Annotated in this window: 31 protein-coding genes; 15 read left to right on the top strand and 16 right to left on the bottom strand. The window is 51.5% G+C overall.

The annotated features are described in order from the left end of the window. The first annotated feature begins 12 nt into the window (after positions 1-12). The 15 genes from BACSA_RS05600 to BACSA_RS05670 all read left to right on the top strand — a co-directional run bounded on the left by BACSA_RS05600 (position 13) and on the right by BACSA_RS05670 (position 10,623). Positions 13-375: a DUF3876 domain-containing protein gene (locus tag BACSA_RS05600; RefSeq protein ID WP_013617145.1), complete on the top strand. Its 363-nt coding sequence runs from the start codon at positions 13-15 to the stop codon at positions 373-375. After that, positions 372-1,004 carry a DUF4141 domain-containing protein gene (locus BACSA_RS05605; protein ID WP_013617146.1) on the top strand — a complete coding sequence of 211 codons (633 nt, stop codon included), beginning with the start codon at positions 372-374 and terminating at the stop codon, positions 1,002-1,004. The genes BACSA_RS05600 and BACSA_RS05605 overlap by 4 nt, the downstream gene beginning before the upstream one ends. 3 nt (positions 1,005-1,007) lie before the next feature. Further along, positions 1,008-2,021 (top strand): conjugative transposon protein TraJ, encoded by a 1,014-nt coding sequence (gene traJ, locus BACSA_RS05610; protein WP_013617147.1) that lies wholly within the window; start codon positions 1,008-1,010, stop codon positions 2,019-2,021. A gap of 18 nt (positions 2,022-2,039) precedes the next feature. Continuing rightward, a complete protein-coding gene (traK, locus tag BACSA_RS05615) occupies positions 2,040-2,663 on the top strand; it encodes a conjugative transposon protein TraK (protein ID WP_013617148.1) in 624 nt (207 codons plus the stop codon). Further along, on the top strand, positions 2,660-2,998 hold the full coding sequence (locus tag BACSA_RS18870; protein WP_013617149.1) for a TraL conjugative transposon family protein: 339 nt from the start codon (positions 2,660-2,662) through the stop codon (positions 2,996-2,998). The genes traK and BACSA_RS18870 overlap by 4 nt, the downstream gene beginning before the upstream one ends. Beyond that, a complete protein-coding gene (gene traM / locus BACSA_RS05625; protein ID WP_041583902.1) occupies positions 2,922-4,214 on the top strand; it encodes a conjugative transposon protein TraM in 1,293 nt (430 codons plus the stop codon). Before BACSA_RS18870 ends, traM begins: the two co-directional genes overlap by 77 nt. Before the next feature lie 60 nt (positions 4,215-4,274). Next, positions 4,275-5,189: a conjugative transposon protein TraN gene (gene traN, locus BACSA_RS05630; protein WP_013617151.1), complete on the top strand. Its 915-nt coding sequence runs from the start codon at positions 4,275-4,277 to the stop codon at positions 5,187-5,189. Next, entirely contained in the window at positions 5,186-5,767 is a 582-nt protein-coding gene (locus BACSA_RS05635; protein WP_013617152.1) for a conjugal transfer protein TraO, read from the top strand. The genes traN and BACSA_RS05635 overlap by 4 nt, the downstream gene beginning before the upstream one ends. A 32-nt stretch (positions 5,768-5,799) precedes the next feature. After that, entirely contained in the window at positions 5,800-6,297 is a 498-nt protein-coding gene (locus tag BACSA_RS05640) for a DUF3872 domain-containing protein (protein ID WP_052306021.1), read from the top strand. Further along, positions 6,294-6,602, top strand: a complete 309-nt coding sequence (locus BACSA_RS05645) for a hypothetical protein (protein ID WP_013617154.1) — start codon at positions 6,294-6,296, stop codon at positions 6,600-6,602. Before BACSA_RS05640 ends, BACSA_RS05645 begins: the two co-directional genes overlap by 4 nt. Positions 6,603-6,607: 5 nt before the next feature. Then, positions 6,608-7,117, top strand: coding sequence for a glycoside hydrolase family protein (locus tag BACSA_RS05650; protein ID WP_013617155.1), 510 nt, complete (start codon positions 6,608-6,610; stop codon positions 7,115-7,117). A 63-nt stretch (positions 7,118-7,180) separates the two neighbouring features. Beyond that, positions 7,181-8,050, top strand: a complete 870-nt coding sequence (locus BACSA_RS05655) for a toprim domain-containing protein (protein ID WP_013617156.1) — start codon at positions 7,181-7,183, stop codon at positions 8,048-8,050. Positions 8,051-8,203: 153 nt separating this feature from the next. Beyond that, complete coding sequence (gene tssD / locus BACSA_RS05660; RefSeq protein ID WP_013617157.1) at positions 8,204-8,920, top strand: type VI secretion system tube protein TssD; 717 nt, start codon at positions 8,204-8,206, stop codon at positions 8,918-8,920. Between the two features lies 1 nt (position 8,921). Next, positions 8,922-10,028 carry a hypothetical protein gene (locus BACSA_RS05665; protein WP_013617158.1) on the top strand — a complete coding sequence of 369 codons (1,107 nt, stop codon included), beginning with the start codon at positions 8,922-8,924 and terminating at the stop codon, positions 10,026-10,028. A gap of 34 nt (positions 10,029-10,062) precedes the next feature. Next, entirely contained in the window at positions 10,063-10,623 is a 561-nt protein-coding gene (locus BACSA_RS05670) for a hypothetical protein (protein WP_041583903.1), read from the top strand. Between the two features lie 226 nt (positions 10,624-10,849). Here BACSA_RS05670 and BACSA_RS05675 read toward each other — a convergent pair whose 3' ends face one another. The 16 genes from BACSA_RS05675 to BACSA_RS05745 all read right to left on the bottom strand — a co-directional run bounded on the left by BACSA_RS05675 (position 10,850) and on the right by BACSA_RS05745 (position 21,376). Beyond that, positions 10,850-11,143, bottom strand: a complete 294-nt coding sequence (locus BACSA_RS05675) for a DUF4120 family protein (protein ID WP_013617160.1) — start codon at positions 11,141-11,143, stop codon at positions 10,850-10,852. Between the two features lie 26 nt (positions 11,144-11,169). After that, positions 11,170-11,322, bottom strand: coding sequence for a hypothetical protein (locus BACSA_RS20110; RefSeq protein WP_013617161.1), 153 nt, complete (start codon positions 11,320-11,322; stop codon positions 11,170-11,172). 15 nt (positions 11,323-11,337) lie between these two features. Continuing rightward, complete coding sequence (locus BACSA_RS05680; RefSeq protein WP_013617162.1) at positions 11,338-12,498, bottom strand: hypothetical protein; 1,161 nt, start codon at positions 12,496-12,498, stop codon at positions 11,338-11,340. Positions 12,499-12,520: 22 nt separating this feature from the next. Continuing rightward, the gene (locus BACSA_RS05685; protein ID WP_013617163.1) at positions 12,521-13,396 is read right to left on the bottom strand and encodes a hypothetical protein; all 876 of its coding nucleotides are present in this window, start codon (positions 13,394-13,396) and stop codon (positions 12,521-12,523) included. A 72-nt stretch (positions 13,397-13,468) separates the two neighbouring features. Beyond that, entirely contained in the window at positions 13,469-14,698 is a 1,230-nt protein-coding gene (locus BACSA_RS05690) for a hypothetical protein (RefSeq protein WP_013617164.1), read from the bottom strand. Positions 14,699-14,732: 34 nt separating this feature from the next. After that, a complete protein-coding gene (locus tag BACSA_RS05695; RefSeq protein ID WP_013617165.1) occupies positions 14,733-14,942 on the bottom strand; it encodes a hypothetical protein in 210 nt (69 codons plus the stop codon). Positions 14,943-14,947: 5 nt separating this feature from the next. Beyond that, the gene (locus BACSA_RS05700; protein WP_013617166.1) at positions 14,948-15,652 is read right to left on the bottom strand and encodes an N-6 DNA methylase; all 705 of its coding nucleotides are present in this window, start codon (positions 15,650-15,652) and stop codon (positions 14,948-14,950) included. A 5-nt stretch (positions 15,653-15,657) separates the two neighbouring features. Further along, the gene (locus BACSA_RS05705) at positions 15,658-15,939 is read right to left on the bottom strand and encodes a hypothetical protein (RefSeq protein WP_013617167.1); all 282 of its coding nucleotides are present in this window, start codon (positions 15,937-15,939) and stop codon (positions 15,658-15,660) included. 187 nt (positions 15,940-16,126) lie between these two features. Continuing rightward, entirely contained in the window at positions 16,127-16,684 is a 558-nt protein-coding gene (locus tag BACSA_RS20115) for a hypothetical protein (protein WP_013617168.1), read from the bottom strand. 72 nt (positions 16,685-16,756) lie between these two features. Beyond that, positions 16,757-17,650, bottom strand: a complete 894-nt coding sequence (locus BACSA_RS05715; RefSeq protein WP_013617169.1) for a hypothetical protein — start codon at positions 17,648-17,650, stop codon at positions 16,757-16,759. A gap of 3 nt (positions 17,651-17,653) precedes the next feature. Next, a complete protein-coding gene (locus tag BACSA_RS05720; RefSeq protein ID WP_013617170.1) occupies positions 17,654-18,811 on the bottom strand; it encodes a hypothetical protein in 1,158 nt (385 codons plus the stop codon). A gap of 64 nt (positions 18,812-18,875) precedes the next feature. Beyond that, a complete protein-coding gene (locus tag BACSA_RS05725; RefSeq protein WP_013617171.1) occupies positions 18,876-19,124 on the bottom strand; it encodes a hypothetical protein in 249 nt (82 codons plus the stop codon). Positions 19,125-19,341: 217 nt separating this feature from the next. Next, positions 19,342-19,599 carry a hypothetical protein gene (locus BACSA_RS05730; protein WP_013617172.1) on the bottom strand — a complete coding sequence of 86 codons (258 nt, stop codon included), beginning with the start codon at positions 19,597-19,599 and terminating at the stop codon, positions 19,342-19,344. A 33-nt stretch (positions 19,600-19,632) separates the two neighbouring features. Next, complete coding sequence (locus BACSA_RS05735) at positions 19,633-19,935, bottom strand: hypothetical protein (RefSeq protein ID WP_013617173.1); 303 nt, start codon at positions 19,933-19,935, stop codon at positions 19,633-19,635. Between the two features lie 41 nt (positions 19,936-19,976). Next, on the bottom strand, positions 19,977-20,900 hold the full coding sequence (locus BACSA_RS05740) for a hypothetical protein (protein ID WP_041583904.1): 924 nt from the start codon (positions 20,898-20,900) through the stop codon (positions 19,977-19,979). Between the two features lie 95 nt (positions 20,901-20,995). Further along, complete coding sequence (locus tag BACSA_RS05745) at positions 20,996-21,376, bottom strand: hypothetical protein (protein ID WP_013617175.1); 381 nt, start codon at positions 21,374-21,376, stop codon at positions 20,996-20,998. Between the last annotated feature and the right edge of the window lie 11 nt (positions 21,377-21,387).

The raw sequence follows: 21,387 nt of genomic DNA on the forward strand, positions 1-21,387 counted from the left end.
ACAGAGACAATCATGAAAAAGAACAAACAACTGCCGAAGCTGGCCGCCTGCCTCATGGGGGCGGCAGCCCTGATGCTGCAAGGATGTGCGGACATCAAGGGGCCGGAAACGGAAAAGCTGTGCGGGCCGTGGACAAGCGTGGAAGGGAAACCCGACGTGCTGGTTTACCGGGAAGGGGATTCCTACAAGGTGACAGTGTTCGCCCGCAGCGGGAAGACTCGCCGCCTGAGACCGCAGACCTACCTGCTGGTGGAAGAGGACGGGAATCTCTTCATCAATACCGGATACCGCATTGACGTGGCCTACAACGAGGCTGCCGACGTGCTGACCTTCTCGCCGGGAGGCGACTATGTGCGGAAGGAGGTGCAGCCATGAGGAACGGAAAAATCCTGGCATTCGGCCTGGCGGCGGCACTCGGCACGTCCGCCGCTCAGGCACAGTGGGTGGTGAGCGATCCCGGGAACCTTGCCCAGGGCATCATCAACATGGCGGAGAACATCGCCCACACCTCGAAGACGGCCGTGAACACGGCGGAGAGCTTTGCAGAGACCGTGAAAATCTACGAACAGGCCAAACGCTACTACGATGCGCTGAAAAGCGTGAACAACCTGGTGCGTGACGCCCGCAAGGTACAGGAAATCATCCTGATGACCGGTGAGGTGTCGGACATCTACGTGACGAACTTCGGGAAGATGATGGACGATGAGAACTTCTCCCCGGAGGAACTGGACGCCATCGCCTTCGGCTACACGAAGCTGCTGGAAGAGAGCAACGGCGTGCTGCAGGACCTGAAACAGGTGATCAACGTGAGCACGCTCTCCATGACGGACAAGGACCGCATGGACGTGGTGGACGGATGCTACCGCAACATGCGGCGCTACCGGAATCTGGTGGGCTATTACACGAACCGCAACATCGCCGTCAGCTTCCTGCGTGCCCGGAAGAAGAACGACCTGGACCGCGTGATGCGGCTCTACGGGAAAGCTGACGCCAAATACTGGTAGCCCATGACGTTGCTTTCAATCGACTTCACCAACCTGCACACCGTGCTGGAAAGCCTCTATGAGGAGATGATGCCCCTGTGCGGCGACATGCTCGCCGTGTCGAAAGGGCTTGCCGGGCTGGGCGCCCTGTTCTATGTGGCCGTCCGCGTATGGCAGTCGTTGGCGCGGGCCGAACCGATAGACGTGTACCCGCTGCTGCGCCCCTTCGCCATCGGCATCTGCATCCTGCTGTTCCCGACGCTGGTGCTGGGCACGCTGAACAACACGCTGGGGCTCATCGTGCAGGGGACGCACTCCATGCTGGAGACACAGACGATGGACATGGAGAAATACCGGGAACAGAAGGACAAGCTGGAGCGGGAAGCCATGCTGCGCAACCCCGAAACCGCCTACCTGGTCAGCGACGAGGAGTTTGACCGGCAGCTGGACGAGCTGGGATGGTCTGTCGGGGACGCCGCCACGCGGATGGGCATGTACATGGAAGTGGGGATGTACAACCTCGAAAAGAACATCCGGGACGCATTCCGCAGCCTGCTGGAACTGCTGTTCGCCGCCGCCTCGCTGCTGATAGACACGGTGAGGACGTTCTTCCTCGTGGTGCTCTCCATCCTCGGCCCCGTGGCCTTCGCCTTCTCCGTGTGGGACGGGTTCCAGTCCACACTCGCCCAATGGTTCACCCGGTACATATCCGTCTATCTCTGGCTGCCCGTGAGCGACCTGTTCAGCTGCATGCTTGCCAAGATACAGGTGCTGATGCTCCAGAATGACATCCTGGAACTGCAGAGTAACCCCGACTATTCGGTGGACAACTCCAATGCCGTGTACATCATCTTCATGCTGATAGGCATCATCGGTTACTTCACCGTGCCGACCGTGGCGGGATGGATCGTGCAGGCAGGCGGAGGAGGGAACTACAACCGCAACATCAACCGCAGCGCCGTGAAAGGCGGCGGGCTGGCTGCAGGAGCCGCAGGCTCCGCGCTCGGCAACGTCGGAGGCAGGCTGCGGGGGAAATAACCCAAGAAAAGACAGATTATGGAATTCAAGTCATTGACCAACATTGAGACAAGCTTCCGCCGCATCCGCCTGATGCTGGCCGTGTTCATCGGCTGCTGCACGCTCGTCACCGGCTATGCCCTGTGGAGCTCGTTCCGCTTCGCCGAGAAGCAGCGGGAAAAGATCTACGTGCTGGACGGCGGGAAGTCGCTGATGCTCGCCCTTTCGCAGGACCTCTCCCAAAACCGTCCCGCAGAGGCCAGGGAGCATGTACGGCGTTTCCACGAGCTTTTCTTCGGCCTCTCGCCGCAGAAGGACGCCATCGAGCACAACATCAACCGTGCCCTGCAGCTCGCCGACCGGAGCGCCTACCGGTACTATACGGACTTCGCCGAGAAAGGCTACTACAACCGCCTGATATCGGGCAACGTGAACCAGGTGCTCCAGGTGGACAGCGTGTCGTGCGACTTCTCCGTGTACCCTTACCGGGTGAAGACCTACGCACGCCAGCTGATTATCCGCGAGAGCAACGTGACGGAACGCTCGCTGGTGACCGGATGCGAGCTGCAGAACACCTCACGCTCGGACGCGAACCCCAACGGGTTCATCATCGAACATCTGGTGATACTGGAAAACAGGGACCTCAGAAGCGCGGAACGATGAACAGGCGGCGGAACTTTTGGAAACGGGCGGACATCCGGCTGCGGATGTCCTGCCGGAAGCTGACGGAAAGGCAACGGGCCGCCGTCCTGCTGGCCCTGTTCCTGCCTTTTCTTGCCGGATGCGTCTACACCGTAGGCACCGCCCTGCAGGGATTCGGGGAAAGGGACGGTCCCGGGCCGGAGGTGGAGCACATCCGCCCCATCGGCATCACATACGGAATCAAAAAAATGAACGAAAAAGAACAAGCGGAAAACAGACATGAAAATGAACATCGGAAAACTCAGGACGCTGCTGAAGCTGCCTCCGCCCAAGGAAGGCGGCAAGCCGCTGACTGAAGAACAGAAACGGAAACGGGCCGGATACATCGTCTATCCCGTCCTGGTACTCCTCTGCGCCGGGTGCGTCTGGCTGGCCCTGTCCCCTTCGGAAAAGGAACAGGCAAAGGCCGGGCAGGGCAATGGCTTCAACACCGAAATTCCCCTGCCGGAAGACTCCCGGATGCAGGAGAGCAAGGTGGCCGCCTACGAGCATGAGGAACTGGAGAAAAAAGAAAAGGAACGCAGGAGCACCTACCGGGAGATGGCCTCGCTGCTGGACCGGAAACAGGCAGACACGGTGCGGTTGCCCGACCTGCCTCCGGAAAAGCCCCGGAAAACAGCCGGGCAGGAAACCGCCCGCTCGCCGTCCGCCGCCTACCGCGACATGAACCGCACCCTGAACAACTTCTATGAGCCGGCCTATGACCGGGAGAAGGAGGAACTGCGGAAGCGCGTGGCGGAACTGGAACGGCGGCAGGCACAGCAGCCGGAGGCTTCCCCGGAATACTCGATGGAAGAGAAACTGGCACTGATGGAGAAATCCTACGAACTGGCCGCCCGCTACAACGGAGGGCAGACGGCACAGGCCCGTCCGGCAACGGAAAGGCGGAAGGCGGAGGCCAGGCCGGTGACGGCTGTCCGGCACCAGGTGGTATCCTCCCTTCCCCGTCCGTCAGACGACCAGGAGCGTGCGACGGCCTTTGCCGGGGAAAGGAACACGGGGTTCCACACGCCGGTCGGAAAGACGCTCGCTTCGGCCAGGAATACTATCGCCGCCTGCGTGCACGGCACCCAGACCGTGGCGGACGGGCAGACGCTCCGCATCCGCCTGCTGGAACCGATGGCGGTGGACGACCGGCTCATCCCGAAAGGGACGGTGCTGACCGGAGGCACACGGATGCAGGGGGAACGCCTGGACATCCTCATCTCTACCGTGGAGCATGACGGGTCAGTCATCCCCGTGGAACTGGAAGTGTATGATGCCGACGGGCAGCAGGGCATAGCGGTGCCGAACTCGATGGAATACGATGCCCTGCGCGAGATAGCCGCCAACATGGGAGGATCGATGAACAGCAGCATCAACATCTCGACGGATGCCGGAGCGCAGATCGCCTCCGACCTGGGGAAAGGCGTGATACGGGGCGTGTCGCAATACGTCACCCAAAAGATGCAACGCGTGAAAGTGACGCTGAAAGCCGGACACCGGGTGCTGCTGTACCCGCCCGGACAATAATATAATGAAGGAGAACCAAAGGACATGGAACAAACGATTATTCACCAAACAAGCAGATTTATGAAGAAAATCCTGATTCTGACTGTCGCCCTGTTGGGCATGAACGCCGCGCAGGCACAGCAAAGCAGCGGCGACTGGTTTGAAGGGCTGAGCCGCAAGATCGGATTCAGCCGGATGATTCCCCCGCACGGGCTGGAAATCACGTACGACAAAACGGTGCACGTCATCTTCCCTTCACCGGTGAGGTATGTGGACCTGGGGTCCACGGACCTGATAGCGGGAAAGGCGGACGGCGCGGAGAACGTGATCCGCGTGAAGGCCACCACGAAGAACTTCCGGCAGGAAACGAACATGAGCGTGATTACGGAAGACGGGAATTTTTACAGCTTCAATGTGAAGTACGCGGACGAGCCCCTGCTGCTGAACGTGGAGATGTGCGACTTCATCCATGACGGGGAAACGGTGAACCGCCCGAACAACGCGATGGAAATCTACCTGACGGAACTGGACAACGAGTCGCCCCGCCTGGTGCGCCTGATCATGAAGTCCGTGTATGAACGCGACAGGCGCCGCATCCGCCACATCGGGTGCAAGCGTTTCGGGGTACAGTTCCTCCTGAAAGGGCTGTACAGCCACAGCGGGCTGCTCTATTTCCACACGCAGGTAAAGAACACCTCGCACGTGCCCTTCGATGTGGATTTCGTGACTTTCAAGATAGCGGACAAGAAACTGGTGAAGCGTACCGCCATGCAGGAACAGGTGGTCTATCCGCTGCGGGCCTACAACTACGTGACCCGTGTGGACGGGAGGAAGTCCGAATGCACGGTGTTCGCCCTGCCGAAATTCACGATACCCGACGGGAAGAAACTGGTCGTGGAAATGTACGAGAAACAAGGCGGGCGTCACCAGACCTTCGAGCTGGAGAATGAAGACCTGGTACAGGCTGAGACCATTAATGAACTGCGTGTGCGATGAAGGGGAAGGTATTGTTTATAACCCTGCTTCTGTCCGTCCTCCTGGCAGGACGGGCGGAAGCCCAACGGTGCCTGCCGGGCATGAAAGGCATACAGGTGTCAGCGGAGATGGCGGACGGATTCTATTCGCAAAGGAACCGGAAGGATGCCGGCTATGCCTTCTCGCTTGCCCTGTTCACCTATGGCAAAGGGGGCCACAAGTGGATGTACGGCATCGGGATGATGAAACGGCATTATCCCTACCGGAAAACCCGGATTCCGCTCGCGCAATATACGGGGGAAGCGGGATACTACTACAATTTCCTGTCCACACCGGGCAAGACGGTGTTCCTGAACGCCGGACTGTCGGGCCTGCTGGGGTATGAGCGCGTAAACGGCGGGAAACGGATGCTGGAAGACGGGGCTGTCCTGCAGGAAAGCGAATCCTTCATTTATGGAGGTTTCGTGACCCTCGAAGCGGAAGCCTACCTGAGCGACTGCACCGTACTGGCTTTCCAGTTGCGGGAACGCATCCTGTGGGGCAGTGCGGCCGGACATTTCCATACCCAATACGGAATCGCCCTCAAATACATATTCTGAACCCTACTTGAAAACAAGAAACAATGATGAAAATGATGAAAAAGACATTTGACCGGATGAGAGCCGCCTGCTGCCTGGCAGCGGCGGTATGTTGCCTGGCTTCCTGTGACGAAGGGCCGGAGGTGCAGCAGGAATACCCGTTCACCGTGGAAGCCCTGCCGGTAACGGATGAACTTATGGAAGGGGAAACGGCGGAAATCCGCCTGGAAATCATTCCTGAAGGGGAATTCAACGGCACCGTCTACACGCTGAGGTATTTCCAGCCCGACGGAGAAGGCACCCTCAAGCTGGCGGACGGCACGGCACTGAAACCCAACGACCGCTATCTGCTGGAAGACCTGAAATTCAGGCTGTACTACACTTCGGAAAGCAGCGATGAGGCACAAGCCATCGACCTCTATTTTGAAAACAACTGGGGGGCCGTCTGCCAGCTCAGCTTCAGTTTCAATGCGGAGGACGGCGCTCCGGAAGAAAGCGTGACGGAGCCTGCCGGGACAGGAACGGAAAACGGAGAGGAGGGCACGGAATGAACATCCTGCTGTATGCCGACATACCCGGATTGCCGGAGTATGTCCTGCTGACCCGGAAGGCGGTGACCGTGCCTGCTATCGGCGACCGGCTCCGCATAAACGCGGACCGGCTTGCCTGCAAGTTCTCCCGGCAAGTGCTGGAAGAAACGCCCGCCTGCCATTGCTTTGAACGCAACGAAAGGACAGAAAGCATGAGTGTGGGGGATTTCCTGAAAGAGTGTGAACTGGCCGTAAGCAGACGGGAATGGAGTTATGAGGGCGGCACGCCCTGCTGCACGCTGGATGTGGAGGTGGTGGAATGGTAAGCAGGATGAAAAGAGCCATACCCGCCCTTTGCCTGCTGGGGCTGTTTCCCTGCCTGCTGGCGGCGCAGGATATGGAGGGACTAAAACGGCTGCCTCCTTTTGAACGCGCCATCCGACTGGTCATGCGGTTTGAAGGCTGGCACGGACCGGACAAGGCGCCGTACATCGCTTACGGGCACCGCATCCTCCCGGGTGAACAGCTGTCCTACGGGATGAGCCGCGAGGAAGGGGAAGCGTTGCTAAGGAAAGACCTGCTGGAACGGTGCGCCCTCTTCCGGCGCTTCGGGGCGGACAGCCTCCTGCTGGCTGTGCTGGCCTATCAGGTCGGCCATAACCGGCTCCTGGGATACGGAAAGATGCCCCAAAGCAAACTGATACGGAAGCTGGAACGAGGGGAGCGGGACATTGGGCAGGAGTACCTGTCGTTCCGGTGCTGGAAAGGCAGGGTCATCCCTTCCATCGAAAGGCGGCGCCGGATGGAACTGGCACTGCTGTATGAACCCTTACCTCAGTAGCTTGAATCCTCCGGAAAAGTTTCCGGGGGATTTTTCATTCCATAACGGTTAACTTAAATCCTTATGAACATACAGACAACCAAACAAATACGCATTGAAGATTATTTGCACATGCTGGGACATCTCCCGGTGCGGCAATGTGGGGCGAACTTGTGGTACCGCTCGCCGCTGCGGGAAGAAACGGACGCATCGTTCAAGGTAAACACGGCCCTCAATAAATGGTTCGATTTCGGCATCGGAAAAGGCGGGGACCTGATTGCCCTTGCCTCCGAACTGTACGGGTCAAAGGACGTGTCCTATCTATTACGGCAAATAGGAAGCCAGGCTCCACACGCCTGTCCTATGACCGACCCATTCCCCAAACGGGAAAAGCCGAAACCGGCTTTTCAGGACGTGGAAGTGATGGAACTGGCATCGCCTGCCTTGTACCGCTACCTGAAAGAAAGGGGCATCGAGGCGGAAACAGCCCGCAAGGAATGCCGGGAAATCCGTTACGGACTGGGCGGGAAACGCTATTTCGCGGTCGGATTCCCCAACATGAACGGCGGGTATGAGATACGGAACCGGTATTTCAAGGCCTGCATTTCCCCGAAAGCCGTGTCGTATATCCGGGAACCGGAAGGGAAAAGGCCGATGTGCTGCCTCTTTGAGGGGTTTATGGATTACCTGTCGTTCCTGACATTACAGAAGAAAGGTGTTGAAGGCTTTCAGCCGGGCTGTGACCATATCGTGCTGAACTCTGTTGCCAACCTGGCAAAGGCTGTGCCGCTTTTGGACGGTTACAAGGAAATCCGTTGTTTTCTGGATAATGACCGTGCCGGGAAGGACGCCTTGAAGAATCTCAGGGAAACATACGGGGGACATGTGAAAGATGAATCTTTTAAGTACTCAACTTGGAAGGACCTCAACGATTATTTGAAAAGTCTACTGTAAATCTGTTGCGAACTTTCCCGCATCCTGTTTTGAAACATAGAAAGAAATTCTGATTACCACACAATTATACCAACCAATCTTTTTATATTTGCAGAAAATAATTGTTGCAAAGACTTTTGCCAACATCCAGCTAACTTATACCTGACAGATATTATGGCCTATCAAGTGACTCTGAGAATGCAAAATGGTGTAGAAAGAGATGTGGCATGCTACGGCTATGAATGCCATATCGCCCACAGTGACCGTCCTGATATCGGACGGATTATTGCCGCGCATATGGAGGTCTGTCAAAAACTTGGCACCGTAGAGTATCTTCCTGTAGAGGGGGATTTGATTGCACTGACCTTTGAATCGACCGATCATGACAACTTTTTCTATGAATGGCTACTCCAAGGTAATATGGCAAACGGTGAAATCGAATTTGCCACAGGAGATGACATCGTGGACATATTCCGTTTTTGGGATTGCTATTGTATAAGTTTGAAAGAAACCTTGTGCACAGGAGAAATGCCCATGCTGATGACTGTGCTCCTGTCACCTGGCATCCTCAAACGTATGAATTGTGAACCGCGAGAGAAAGTGTGGAAAGTTTCGGATATTAGCGTGAAGCCAAGGGTTGTGAATAATGATGAAAAGCAAGAAATCTTCATAACGGATGCTTATTGGATTGATGAATATGGTAACAAGCAAAGGGATTTTATTCTAAACAATCTTGTTACATTATATGTCACATTTGATCAAGAATTACCAGAACAAACAATATCCTTAGAATTTGTTTTATGTGAAGATGGTAAAGAACGACATGCCAAATGCTCTGGGATGATGAATAAAAACAAAACACTGATTTTTGAAAATTTTAAGTTTGAGTGATATGGCGAGAGTAAAGATTCGTGCACAAAATTCCAATGTCCTAGGACACGCTTACATCAATATTATAAATCCAGAAATAAATAATGGATACTGGGTAGATGAACAAGGGAAACAAATAGTACAAGCTTATTTGGGAGAAACTGTGAGATTTAAATTAGCAACAAAAGATTTAAGAGGAAAAACTCTGTTATTATCTTTATACGATTCCCAAAAAGAAACTTTTAATGGAACTATAAAAGAAACTATACGGGTATCAACTGATTCATTTGTCTTTTCTATTAAACTGGATAAAGAGTGGAATGATAAATTGTTACAAAATGGAGGAAAAGCTTTTCTATATTGGGACATAAAAGTGAAAGAATACCCTAATGTAAAGAAACGGCTACCTGACAAGAAAGAAGATTACCTTGAAATACGTCCAAAATGTTTATATGTTAATTCATATGGAAAAGATAATTTACCGTATATTTATTCTAGAAGTGGGGAAAAGTTATCTTTGGGAGAATTATCAGGAAAAGCGTCAAGTGCAATAAAAGATGTTTTAAAAGATGATATAGACAGATTTAAAGATAATGCATTTGAATATTTTATAACAAGGAATGAAGGGACTAAAATAGCTAAAGGGTTAAAAGTCTTTCGTAAAGTTCTCAATGCTGCAGACAAATTAGAAGATACAAAAGACATTGTCAATATGGTCTTGACTAAGGGGAAATCTGTTTCAGATATGACCTTACCTTTAGTCGGTCCATATTATCCTATAGCAGTAGCTGCAAAACTGGTTATAGATGATATGGATGAAGACATAAAAGAGTTTTGTGAAAAAGCAGAATTGGAGAAATTAAACCATTGTATAGAAGAAGGATTATGGACCGTTAGAAATTATGTTTCAGATATTGATCCTTATGAGAATAAATATAAATTAATCAATATATCTGTTGATGTTTTTATTGACATTTTAAATGGTAAATTCAATTCTTTAAATGAAGTTGAGCGTACATTTATGTCACAAACAGAATATGATAGAGATATTGTTATGCTCTGTTATACATTTGATCGTGACGAAATTGCAATTACTATTATTAGAGCATTTTTTACAGAAAACATATGATACGTTTTTTTTAATCATAGTATTTTTTCCTTTTATGGGATTAGCTTCTCAGGAACAGATTGTTCAGAAGGTTTCTGAGAGATTCCCAACATTTGGTTATAATTCCAACAAAGAAAAGGTAGTATGGATTGATTTTCCTATTGAGATTATTATAAGGAATAAAACAAATAGTAATCTTTTTGCAAATTCAGCTTCATATTATGGATATGTGAAACATTTCGATATACATCACAAAAGATGGGATTATCGATTACTATATATATGCAATAAAGATTCTATTATTGGCTATGTTGATAATAACAGCTACATATCTCCCGGAAATGAAAAAGAATATTTAATATTAACACGACATCCTATGGAGAAAAAAGAAGAGTTTCAAAAAATATTCAAAAACATTATTGATGAAAAATCAAGTAGTATGACAAGCTCTATTTGGAAAGTCTCATCCTCTATTTTATCAAATTATCAAATAAAATACTTACGGAGAATGATTTCAAATGATTCAATAAGAATCAAACTATATTCAGAAGAAAAAGATGTACATTATATAAATATACCGATAGATGTTGACAAAGTTCTTCCGGAAACAAACTAAATTGTAGGTTATTAATGTAAAAAAACATTCCTTTTTTTAACATGAATACAAAACGTTATTATTTGTATTGAAACTAATATCAACATTGTTATTGAAAACTGATTATTTTTTGATAATGACAATTGGTTTTGAAATATTATCTCAATTTTGAATTGAGCCTTAAAAATGTTGCATTTTTTAGATTTCAGTTCAAAATTGAGATTCTTTTTATGCTACAACTACAACATCAGGTATGTATGCTCCATCCGTGAAAAGGCTCTAACAGAACCGCAAAGGACTGGTCCGGCCTGCCATGATAGAGCAGTCCGCCCTCAATGCCAATCCTGCCATCCGGGTAACGCTCTCTGAAACCGAACGAATAAGGAGCAAAGTCATAATACAACTCAATCTCACAGGGACGGTTCGGATTTTTTTCCCAACTCTTCAGCCGCTCCAGACATCTTTGAAGCGTAGTGTCGCCGATGGATTCGGCATACTGCACCACCTTGTCGTAGTGCTCTTGGCTACATAAAATTTTCATACCCGTTTTCTTTATAAGGTTTATACTCAATCAAGGACAAATTCGTCCTCATAAACTTCCAGTTCCAATCCGCTTCCGCAGATACGCACCAGCCATGTGTACGGCAGGTGCTTGATCAGCTCGATGTTGCGGTATCCCTTATAAGGGCGTACCAGCGTGGCAAAGTCCCCGGCTTTCATTTCCGCATCCGTTTTTCAGTTCACCTTTACCCGGTTCAGCAGCTGGCCGGAAATCTCATGAAGTTCGCGGCAGCGTTCCGGCTGCTGTGCCCGTGCGAATGCCGTGATGCCCTGGGTCAGTTTCCAAAGCGTGGCACCGCCCGTCACCCCGTCGTCCGGGTTATTGTTCATCAGCAGCTTTTCCACCTCGCGGCCCTCGTTCTTCAGCAAGGCGCCCCGCTGTACCAGCTGTTTCAGTTCCTTATCGAAATCCACATCCACCTCAGCGGCTCCCTGAATCTCCACCGCCTTTTGCATAAGGGTGTCCCGGCTGTACAGCCCTTTGGTCAGGTCGGAAACCGCAGAGACGGTAGTCTGCGTGTCCAGTTCGTAAGTCTTTTGGGAAAGGGCCATTGAGTCCGGCAGTTTCGCTCCCAGATGTACCTGCCGCATGACGGACTCACGCACCATCCCGTTGAGGCATGCCCCGTTGAGCAGGAAGGAACGCATGTCCACCGAACCGTTTCCGTAATCGGACGTGGAGAAACGTGCCCCGGCAAAGATGACGACCGTACCGTTCTTGCGGGTAGGAATCTCTATGGGAGCGGGCAGGATGGTCTCACACCAGACCTTTGTATCGTTCATGTAGGCATCTGAAACGACAGCCCCCTGGTTTGCCGCTTCCCGGATGAATGCGGTCAGGATCTCCACCGAATTGAGCCTCCGGTAGGAATCGGACAATATGCCCCGTACCTCGGTCCCTACCGCCCGGACCAGCACACGCGTTCGTTCCGTCCAACCCGAATGCTCGTTCAGGATGGTGGCGCACAACTGTTTCTGCCATGCGGCTCCCGCCGAAAGTTCGCGGAGGTATTTGGCCGGGATGCCCATCTTTTCGGAAACCTGGCCGATGGCATTGGCGTGCAGGCTGAAATCCCCTTCGGGCATCGAAAGCTGTACCCGGTCCGCCGCCTTGAACGACACGACAGGACGCTGTTCGCCATTTCTGCGGCTGACCCCGATGGGGGCCATGTAATCTTGTGCAATTTTCCCTTCTTCGAGCAGGCGGGTGATGGCGGCCATCACATCCGGCTGCCTGCCTTCGACCATCCGCCGTACCTTGTTGATCACTACCTGATTCAGTCCCTGCTGCTTCTGTACCGGCGCAGCTGCCGGCATTGTCAATGTTGCTTCCATCATGATTCTTGTTTTAATATTGTTAGATAAAGTCTTTCTTCAACGGTTTTCGGGAGCAGCCGTTTTTGAACCACCTCACCATCCGCTGGTATTCTTCCTCGCTGTACCCGCTGATGCCGAATGCTTCATAATATCCGGGAAACGGGCATCGTTCCGGTTCCGGCGAATGGACGCTGACCGTCTTGTGCGCAACGATGATATGACGCACTAAACGGTAGCACTTGTACAGGTCTTCCAGTATGGTATATTCACGGTCCGTGTGCGGCTCGTAGTACCCGCAGGAGATATTGGCGCAGGAAACCGGAAGTCCCCTTCTTTTCAGCACATACACGTCCGTCGTGGCGCCTTCGGCCGGCTTGTAGCCGTATTTCGGGAGGTCGGCACATCCGACAAAGTCGCGTGTACAGAGTTCCGTGCCATGTATGCGGGTGATAAAGTCCGAATTCCCCCATCGGTCGCACTGGAGCACGAAGCGGCAGTCCGAAAAGAAAGCCATGTCCGCCCCCCGGCTTCCTATGCAGCCGTTCTCTTCCTGGACAAAGAAAACGCATTTCATCACCTTGAAATCCTCCAGGCATTTCAGGCAGATCCAGATGCCGTTCTTGTCATCGGCACCGATGCCCGTCACACGCTTGTGGCGATGGTCGTAACCTATCACCATGGCATCCGCCACCACGTGTGCCCCGTAAGTGCCTGTCCTGTGGCGGTGCACCTCGTCCACATGCGCCACGACGCACGGATAAGTCTTTGCCCGGCCCTTTACGGCATAAAGATTGCCCTGCCGGTCCTGCCTGCAGGAAATGCCCATACGCTTCAACTCCGCCTTGAGGTAACGGAGCATGGGCTTTTCCTTCCCCGACGGGGAAGCTATATTATAGAGTGTAACCAGTCTTTCCATAAGATTAAGTATTTGAATGTGACACATCAGACACAGGCGTACACCCTTGCGGATATACGCCTGCGACAGCCTTTATGAGATGAAAAGTTTCTCCAGCTGCAAATAAGTCCTGAACGGCGGGATCGGCCGGCCTTTCTTGAACAGCACGGAAGGATAAACCTCTCCTTTGTAATCCCGTACAGTACCTTTGATCACTTCACCGAAAACGGTGCTGGCATAAAGGGAAGACTTGCATGAGGAGCAGAAAACATTCCCGAAACCGCCGTGTATCTTGCCGCAGCCCGGACATACCTGCATTGTACGGACGGCGCTTCCCCCAATATTCCGGCAGGTGGCAATCTGCCCGTCCCCTTCATAATTTCTCAGTTCTATTTTCCCGGCTTTCATGGCAATGCTGTAAAACGTGTCCATATAAGGCACCCCTTTCTTATGCCAGCGGAAAGCCGGCACATCCACGATGAGTGCCAGTTGGAGTTCTTGCCCTGCCACAATGCCTGTTTCTTGCAGGCTGTTCAATGCCACATATTCCTTGGTATGGTGATAATCGTTGAACTTTCTGCGCAGGAGGATCCCGTTCCGGCGTGCCTCATGCTGCATCATTCCTATGACAAACGCATGGGACGAATATATCCGGTCCGTCAGTGAAACCGTGTCCAGCCCGTAATCATTAACCGGACAGCGCACATGCTCCCACACGATGGCACGTCCGAGCACATTGTTGCTCTCGTCCCTTGCCACCAGGATTTTCGCCCCGGCGAAGTTGGCATAGAAATCCGCGGCATTGCGTGCCTTGTCCGGATAACGCATGCAGGAATTGTGCAGGGTTGATGCCGTATCGTCCGCTATCGGGGAATAATTATCCCCGTCATACGCCTCATAAATGTCCTGCATCCCTTCCAACAGGCGCACGGTCACCTTGCTGTCCACGCAGATGGCGCTGGCGAAATAGGCCATGTCTGTTTCCGGATACTCCGGCAGGTTCTTGAACAGCCTGATGAACGTGGACGGCTCCATATCCACCCGGTTTTCCGGGAACAGGGGCGCCTGCGGATTGTTGCGGTCCGGGAAATTCCCGTTGGACAGGTCCTTGTTACAGGCGGTGAACACGATGCGGATTTTCTGGAACCCGTCGCAGGATGTCCGTTTGCGCTTGGTGGAAAAATGGTTGCAAAATCCCCGCACAATCTCTGTGACATCCACATTCTTCTTCAATTCGGCAAGGATGTCCCTTGCGATGACGCTCCCGTTTTCTGCCGCATGGGCCAGACGGGATTTCAGTTCGCTGCTTGCATTTACTTTCATAATTTGTCTGTTTAATAATGGATTATTCATAAATTCAACACATACTGAGCCGTTCGATGAAATACGGGATAAAGTCATGTTCCAGACCCAGGCTGTCGCATGCCTGTGCGAAATCCTCCGCACGGAGGTCATCCGCATCCCTATAGTCCAATAAGTTGCGTATTTCACCGTCCAGATACTCCTTCGCTTCTTCCGGAGTGCAGCCGCATGAGTTGCAGATCCGGGCAATAATGATTGTTGCCATAGCTGTCATTTTTTAGAATTTATTGTTCTGTTTACAGGAAGTTCCCGGCTTTTCCGGTATTCTTCTTCACTCATCTTGCGTATAGTGGGGATGCCGGTATGGGTAAGCACCGGATTGACCAGCCAGCCGTCGTTGAACTTCTCAGGTTGGAGGCTATCGTGCCAGATAACCTCACCCACACCACCGTGAACCAGCATGTTGCATACGGTCATCAGGCAGCAAGTGCGGTTGATGTCCTCACCGACCAGATAGCCGCCGAGGTTGCGTACGTGCCAGGCAAGCAGCAGGCGTCCGCTGCCACAGGTCGGATCTCCCATCCGCTGTCCGGGCTGATGTTCTCCCGTACCGGCACATGCGGTCATGAGTTCGCAAATTGGCGCCGGAGTGAAGAACTGTCCTTGTGCCTGTTTGGAACCGGCGGAAGAGAACGCCATGTAAATGTCACCGAAGGGGTCATACCAGCTGTCATCTTCTTTCAGACGGCTTTGCATGAGCCGCACCCATTCACGCACCATGCCCATGAATGCGGCATTCTGCTGCCGCTTGTATTTCCAACTCTTGAGCGGTGGCGCACCGGGCGAGAAACCGTGAATGACAAATGTCAGGAAATCATTGAATACGGTCAGCGGGTCATAGCCGCAGGCATGGGCAAAATCCGTCATCAGCTTCGCCAAGGGCTGTATTTCTTTGGGAACCGGGTATTGTGCCATAGCCTTCAATTTTTGAGGGTTGTCTGTTTCCGGTTATGAAGGTAAAGCTCTACCTGCCTTGCCACCATGTCACAGAATTTCTGCCCGTTTTCCTCCTCGCTCCTGAAATAGGTCAACATGTCCCACAGGTTGCGGTTGAAGTAAAGCGTCCATTTCTCATAATAGTGCTGTCCGTAGACTTTCCCGAAAGTTTCCTGAAAAAGCGGAAGGGTCAGTCCTTCGCTCGCATGATGATTGTACTGCCATAGGGATACAACCAGCATTTGTCTGTAGTTCATTGTAATCATATATTCTAATTTTTAATGAGACATCTGCCTGCTTGCAGGCATTCTTATTTCTTGTCGCAAATGTTGGCGTTTGACCCGGGACCGCGCAAGGCTTGGCGGGAAAAAATACCGCAGCGGAGCGAGGATGATTTTTTCCCAGCCAACCAGCCCCATGGGGGCCGCCTTGCCCGGTCAGTCGGGCAAACGACTATATTTGCCGCAAGAAATGAGGATGACATTCTATCTTCTGTTTTTTGTGCCTGGCATTTCCTGCAAAAATCTCAAAATGAAGGATGCCTGTTATGTAAAACTCTTCCAGACCGGGAAAAGCGAGTGGCTTGAGGCCTTCCAGTCCGTTGCAATAGAAAAAGAAGCTGTCGTCCGTGTCCGGATCCGCCGTTTCCGAAAGCCGGATATTGACTTCCGGATAGCTGCCGCCGTCATTCCAGGCAATGGAACAGACGGCATAATCCGGTTTGCAGCCGTTATTCCGGACAAACCTCCTGAAACCGTTCTCCATGTCCTTTTGGACCAGGCCCCGGCTTTCACTCGACGGCGGGTCAATGACGGACAGTTCTTCCGCATAAACTTCCGCTTCACTCATGCCGTTCCCTATCAGCAGTACCCGGGAGTCAAAGCCCGGAATTTCCGCTTCCGTTATTCCTGCATTATATTCTTCATTCGTATCAAGCACCTCATAGACGCCTGATGTTTCTCCGGCAGGGTCGTTCCAGTACACTGCCTGTTTTTCCTTGAATTTTCTCATCTTATATTTCCAATCATTATTAGAATTACGAAAGCCCCATCCGGCTGGACAGGGCTTTCGTTTTAATCACACTCAGGTCATTATGCGTTCCGTATGTTCCGTTTCTCTCTTGACGCCCCGGAGGCGCTTCAAGAGGTGCAGGAAAATTTCACGGTCGTAAATACGGTACAGGAACCTTTTGCCTGTTTCCTTAATTTTTCCCGTGAAGGTGACGGACTCCCTGTTTATCGGGTATTGGAAGAATGTCCCGGCTGACAGCAAGGTATAATCGTTCTTTTCCATATAATCCATGAACCGGTCCAGGTCATCGATGCCTTCCGTTCCTGCATAGTAAGTGAAATGATGCCTGCGCAGGCTTCGGAGGATACGGGCAACATCCTTGCGTGCCTCCTGAACGGATTCCGCCTCTCCGGATACGGTCAGGTTGCAGATGAAGCGCTGGCAGCCCTTGTCTGTCACGAAGAAATAAGCGGTGCCCATTCTTCCGCCGTTCCCGTCCGTTCCGGAAACGGCGATGTTCCATTTGCGGATTACCGGCCTGCAGGTGACACGCCGGTAATGTTCGCCTATCTGACGCTGCAGTTCTTCGTAGGGCAGGTTGACAGGACGGATACCGGTAAAGCACCGGCCGGACACTTTGAAATAAAAGTCATGCAACTCCCAATAATAAGGCTCCGCTTCAAAGAAACTATTGCGGTTTTTACGGATGTTTGAATAAAACGACAGTTCCTCGTACCGTTCCGGGGAGATTTCTCTGAACAGTGTACAGAGAGATTCCATATAGATACGTCCTTTCTTGCGCAACTCTTTCACCCCGAAAGCACACAAGTACGGGTTGCGTTCCTTTTCACGCAATTCCATGAGGGTGTGTCCGGAACCGTCACAATGTACTCCGTCAGACATGACGGTCAGGACATCTCCCCGGAAATACCGGGAATCTGCCACATATTTTTTGCTACTGCCCATATTTTATACGTCTTGAAGGTTCAACATCCTTTTTGCCGCCCGCACTGCATTCATGGTCAGCTGCCGTTGCCACGCCTTGTTCTTGGGGGACCAGCGGAAGCCGTTCGACTTCAGCTCCCTGCGTCTGGCATCGTCGGGGATGCCGTCGAAAAGGATCTGTAACCGGTCGGCCTGTCGGTTCCACACCAGCCTGCCTCCTTCAAAAAGGATTTCACTGTTTTCCTCCTGCCTGGAAGCCTGCATTTTCTCCCGTACGCGGACCGCCATTTCGGGGAACTGGAAGAAACGGTTGCGCGGGGTAATGACCGGTTTCTTCACGCCTGCGTTACAGATACGGATAAAATCGACGGCTTTCTGTACGGTTTCCACTTCACCCCGGTTGACGTAGGTCATTACCTTGTTCAGGATGCTGCTAACAAAAAGCGCCCGGTTATACCCACGGATTTTCCCGGTATCCAGTTCGTGAATGGTCCGGACACTGTCTGCGATGTCTCTTTTCAGGCTTTTCCAGGCGGCTTCCAGTTTCTCCTCTTCCGGACGGGCTTCCTCCTGCATCCGCTTCATGGCGGCAAGGAAGCGTTCCCGCCAGTTTTCAAACTCCTCCTGCCTGTTCTGGCAGGCCTGCTCCGCCTTTTCCTGTTTCCGGCGGTCGAAGCCTGCCGGTCCGGTCACAGCCGGGCTCGCACACCGTGACAGGCTGCCGAACAAACCGGCAAGGCGCTTCCGGTAGCCTTCCTTATACTGTTCCCGCTTTTCTTCGGGAATGGAAGTCAGGTCGGCACACAACTGCTCCTCATGGCGGCAGATGTCTGTCTGGGCACGCTCTTCCGGGTCAAACGAATTCCACCGGTAGGCGCTGCATGCACTGCCATACAGGTCTTCCAGATAGCCGGGATATCTGCATCCGGTAATTTCCCAGTCCTTGAAATCTGACGGGCGGATTTCCCGTTCTGTCCCGTCTGCCGCCTCTATGGTATGCACATACGAATGCATGCCCATACAGCGTTTCCGGAAATGAAAAAGGACGGGAGCTTCGTCCGTCCCCGTCCTTCTGATGCTTTTCGCACGATAGGCATTGCTCTCCGTGAGCATGACAGCCTGTTCTTTCGGAAAGCCCGCTACTTGTCCTTCACGGGGTTTCGGTGTCGTTGTTGTCATCATTGTTCTGTTGGTTTAGTTAAACATAAGTCCTGTCGGGCTTTTTATCTTATCGTTTTCATATCGGTCATAACCTGTTGATAAGCCTGTATATTTCCTCGTCGCTCAACGAATGGAACAGTTCTTCATCCAGGAAATAGAAAAAACCTTCCAGTATGTCTATCGCTTCCATAAGGAGAAGGCTGTCACGTCTCAGCACAGACTCAAACTGTTTTGTGGATACATGCCATCCGTCCACTTCCCGGACCGGATACCTGACTCCGAAATAGCACAGGTAGTTTCTGTCCGTTTTCTCTTGATTCTTTTCAGCTTCCATATTTTTCATTTTTTTGATACGGCCGGCTCCCGGAGCCGGTATTTCTGTTTCTTATATGCGAGGTAGTCCCGTGCCGGGATTGTGCAAGGTTTGGCGGGAAAAAATACCGCAGCGGAGCGAGGATGATTTTTTCCCAGCCAATCTGACCTTGCTCAATCCAAAGGCACGGGGCTATCTTTGCTATAAGAAAGAGAAATATAAATAGAATGTCAGGGGTTCATGTCCGCATATTTCGGAGTGATTTGCCGTCATACAGGCTGACGGCCCGTTCTACTAAAGGCTCCCGGTATGTGTCCGACAACTCCGCATAGAAGCGTTCAGCCGCGCCGAATACGCCTTTGTCAGACAACAGGCACCATTTTTCCCAAAAATGACGGGACATGTTTCCGTACACGATTCTGCACTCTTCCTGGCTCCAGGCATTCCACATATAGTAGAAGAAACTGGAAACTGCACTTTCTGCTTGAAAATTCATAATTCTTCTATTTGAGGTTATATATAGTTCACTTCAGAAAAGTTCTTTCTTCCTGTCATATGTCCAGCGGAAAAAGCGGTCTCCCTCAGCCCATTGCATGGCCCGTATGTACAGATAGAACGCTTCTTCCACTGTCAGTCCGTCCGCCGGTACGGATGCCAGCATTTCACCCATACATACTTCACTGTCACCATAACCGGATTTTATTTCCTCCAGTTTCTTATCGCAAAGGGTACTTTGCAGAGGGCTGTTGCCGGAACAATACAATTCTTCTTCAAAATAGCACTGTCTGCTTTCGGACATTCCTGTCCGTCTTGGCTCTGTTTTATTTTCCATTTTATCCGCTTTTGAGAATTATACAATGATTGTCAAATTGGTCAAGAGACAATCCTCAATGTTTCACCGAAGAAGGAGTCACATGCTCCATATACATGTTGAATGGAACATTCGGTCTCTGACTTTTCGTTGTCAAGTCTGAAGCGGAAACCGTAACGGTCTTTTGGTTTCAGTTCCAACTTTACATCCTGTTGCAATTCCATTCCGAACAGGCTGCCGCCACCGTATATGGAACTGAATATGCCGCAATAGTTACCTTTGGGAATAATGACTTCCTTGAATGAGAATCCGATGTCATATAGGTCTTTTAGACTTACTTTCCCGATATAGGTCAGCAAGTTCGCACCGCAACAGGAATTGATAAGTTCCTGATAGAAATGTTCGTAGGTCACCTGTTCCTTACCGTCACGGCTTTTCCTGTTCGGAAAGCAGCCATGTACCGTGTAGCCCTTTTCCACAAGCATCTTCTTTACCCTGGCAGGATTGAGCCTCAAGGCGTCCACCATGTCACCGAAATAGGACTCCTCGTAACGGTACCCTCCTTGTGATTCCCACCAGTTGGAATTGATGCAGTCATAATCGGAAAGCATCTCCACCCGGACCGGAATGTCATCCGTATGTTTGATCAGCTCCATCAAAACGTCTGAATCATCACGGGCATAAATCTCGCCCCGTATCTCATCATCGTGTTCCTCAAAGAAAGATTCCACTTCCTCCTCATCGGAATCATGGAAAAGGACGCATCTTTCCTTGAGCTTTTCCATAATCTCTTTGGCCGCCTCCCATTCGGAATCTCCGCACCATTCTTCCGCCTTTTCCCAAAGAGGTTCCGGACTTCTCTTATCCAGGCATTCCTGGAGCAGGTCGCGGTTGCCGTCAAGATTGTCCCGGTAATCCGTCCATACCAGCGTATAGGATTCTTCCATCAGTGATTTCACCAATTCCATTGTCAGTTTTTTCTTCATCAGAGTTACCTGTGTACGGCAGGATTTGATTTCCCGTACATGATGTGTATGAAAGTGCATAAATGAAAAAAGGCGGCCTTGCGGTCGCCCTTCCGTTATTTTTCTTCTAGCCTTATTTTGACAAGCTGCCTGAAACGTGCGGCTATTTCCCCGCATTTGCTCCAGGCAAGTTCCTTATACTTGCGGCGAATGGCGCAATATTCCAGCCAGGATTTGCCCCTGAGTTCATCCCGGTAGGAATCCATGCGCAGTTCGGGGTATTCCCGGAACAGCGTTTCAAATTCCTTGTGCCATTTGCGTGTCTGCCACGAGCCTTCCGCCACCAGGGTAATGAAGCGGAACAGCTGTTCGTCTGTCCTTACATCCAACGCACGGAAGTGGTCAATCCTTGGCCATACATTATTGGAATGCTGCCACGTTTCTATTTGGTGGGTATGGGCGTTATAAACCATTTGGGTAATTATCTGATAACTCATATTTGCCTGTT

The organism is Phocaeicola salanitronis DSM 18170 (assembly GCF_000190575.1).
Lineage (GTDB): Bacteria > Bacteroidota > Bacteroidia > Bacteroidales > Bacteroidaceae > Phocaeicola > Phocaeicola salanitronis.

What these genes read in the sequence shown, in the direction of transcription:
- BACSA_RS05600 (WP_013617145.1), top strand. Translation starts at nt 13, where the DNA reads ATGAAAAAGAACAAACAACTGCCGAAGCTGGCCGCCTGCCTCATGGGG.
- BACSA_RS05605 (WP_013617146.1), top strand. Translation starts at nt 372, where the DNA reads ATGAGGAACGGAAAAATCCTGGCATTCGGCCTGGCGGCGGCACTCGGC.
- traJ (WP_013617147.1), top strand. Translation starts at nt 1,008, where the DNA reads ATGACGTTGCTTTCAATCGACTTCACCAACCTGCACACCGTGCTGGAA.
- traK (WP_013617148.1), top strand. Translation starts at nt 2,040, where the DNA reads ATGGAATTCAAGTCATTGACCAACATTGAGACAAGCTTCCGCCGCATC.
- BACSA_RS18870 (WP_013617149.1), top strand. Translation starts at nt 2,660, where the DNA reads ATGAACAGGCGGCGGAACTTTTGGAAACGGGCGGACATCCGGCTGCGG.
- traM (WP_041583902.1), top strand. Translation starts at nt 2,922, where the DNA reads ATGAAAATGAACATCGGAAAACTCAGGACGCTGCTGAAGCTGCCTCCG.
- traN (WP_013617151.1), top strand. Translation starts at nt 4,275, where the DNA reads ATGAAGAAAATCCTGATTCTGACTGTCGCCCTGTTGGGCATGAACGCC.
- BACSA_RS05635 (WP_013617152.1), top strand. Translation starts at nt 5,186, where the DNA reads ATGAAGGGGAAGGTATTGTTTATAACCCTGCTTCTGTCCGTCCTCCTG.
- BACSA_RS05640 (WP_052306021.1), top strand. Translation starts at nt 5,800, where the DNA reads ATGATGAAAAAGACATTTGACCGGATGAGAGCCGCCTGCTGCCTGGCA.
- BACSA_RS05645 (WP_013617154.1), top strand. Translation starts at nt 6,294, where the DNA reads ATGAACATCCTGCTGTATGCCGACATACCCGGATTGCCGGAGTATGTC.
- BACSA_RS05650 (WP_013617155.1), top strand. Translation starts at nt 6,608, where the DNA reads ATGAAAAGAGCCATACCCGCCCTTTGCCTGCTGGGGCTGTTTCCCTGC.
- BACSA_RS05655 (WP_013617156.1), top strand. Translation starts at nt 7,181, where the DNA reads ATGAACATACAGACAACCAAACAAATACGCATTGAAGATTATTTGCAC.
- tssD (WP_013617157.1), top strand. Translation starts at nt 8,204, where the DNA reads ATGGCCTATCAAGTGACTCTGAGAATGCAAAATGGTGTAGAAAGAGAT.
- BACSA_RS05665 (WP_013617158.1), top strand. Translation starts at nt 8,922, where the DNA reads ATGGCGAGAGTAAAGATTCGTGCACAAAATTCCAATGTCCTAGGACAC.
- BACSA_RS05670 (WP_041583903.1), top strand. Translation starts at nt 10,063, where the DNA reads ATGGGATTAGCTTCTCAGGAACAGATTGTTCAGAAGGTTTCTGAGAGA.
- BACSA_RS05675 (WP_013617160.1), bottom strand. Translation starts at nt 11,143, where the DNA reads ATGAAAATTTTATGTAGCCAAGAGCACTACGACAAGGTGGTGCAGTAT.
- BACSA_RS20110 (WP_013617161.1), bottom strand. Translation starts at nt 11,322, where the DNA reads ATGAAAGCCGGGGACTTTGCCACGCTGGTACGCCCTTATAAGGGATAC.
- BACSA_RS05680 (WP_013617162.1), bottom strand. Translation starts at nt 12,498, where the DNA reads ATGGAAGCAACATTGACAATGCCGGCAGCTGCGCCGGTACAGAAGCAG.
- BACSA_RS05685 (WP_013617163.1), bottom strand. Translation starts at nt 13,396, where the DNA reads ATGGAAAGACTGGTTACACTCTATAATATAGCTTCCCCGTCGGGGAAG.
- BACSA_RS05690 (WP_013617164.1), bottom strand. Translation starts at nt 14,698, where the DNA reads ATGAAAGTAAATGCAAGCAGCGAACTGAAATCCCGTCTGGCCCATGCG.
- BACSA_RS05695 (WP_013617165.1), bottom strand. Translation starts at nt 14,942, where the DNA reads ATGGCAACAATCATTATTGCCCGGATCTGCAACTCATGCGGCTGCACT.
- BACSA_RS05700 (WP_013617166.1), bottom strand. Translation starts at nt 15,652, where the DNA reads ATGGCACAATACCCGGTTCCCAAAGAAATACAGCCCTTGGCGAAGCTG.
- BACSA_RS05705 (WP_013617167.1), bottom strand. Translation starts at nt 15,939, where the DNA reads ATGATTACAATGAACTACAGACAAATGCTGGTTGTATCCCTATGGCAG.
- BACSA_RS20115 (WP_013617168.1), bottom strand. Translation starts at nt 16,684, where the DNA reads ATGAGAAAATTCAAGGAAAAACAGGCAGTGTACTGGAACGACCCTGCC.
- BACSA_RS05715 (WP_013617169.1), bottom strand. Translation starts at nt 17,650, where the DNA reads ATGGGCAGTAGCAAAAAATATGTGGCAGATTCCCGGTATTTCCGGGGA.
- BACSA_RS05720 (WP_013617170.1), bottom strand. Translation starts at nt 18,811, where the DNA reads ATGATGACAACAACGACACCGAAACCCCGTGAAGGACAAGTAGCGGGC.
- BACSA_RS05725 (WP_013617171.1), bottom strand. Translation starts at nt 19,124, where the DNA reads ATGGAAGCTGAAAAGAATCAAGAGAAAACGGACAGAAACTACCTGTGC.
- BACSA_RS05730 (WP_013617172.1), bottom strand. Translation starts at nt 19,599, where the DNA reads ATGAATTTTCAAGCAGAAAGTGCAGTTTCCAGTTTCTTCTACTATATG.
- BACSA_RS05735 (WP_013617173.1), bottom strand. Translation starts at nt 19,935, where the DNA reads ATGGAAAATAAAACAGAGCCAAGACGGACAGGAATGTCCGAAAGCAGA.
- BACSA_RS05740 (WP_041583904.1), bottom strand. Translation starts at nt 20,900, where the DNA reads ATGAAGAAAAAACTGACAATGGAATTGGTGAAATCACTGATGGAAGAA.
- BACSA_RS05745 (WP_013617175.1), bottom strand. Translation starts at nt 21,376, where the DNA reads ATGAGTTATCAGATAATTACCCAAATGGTTTATAACGCCCATACCCAC.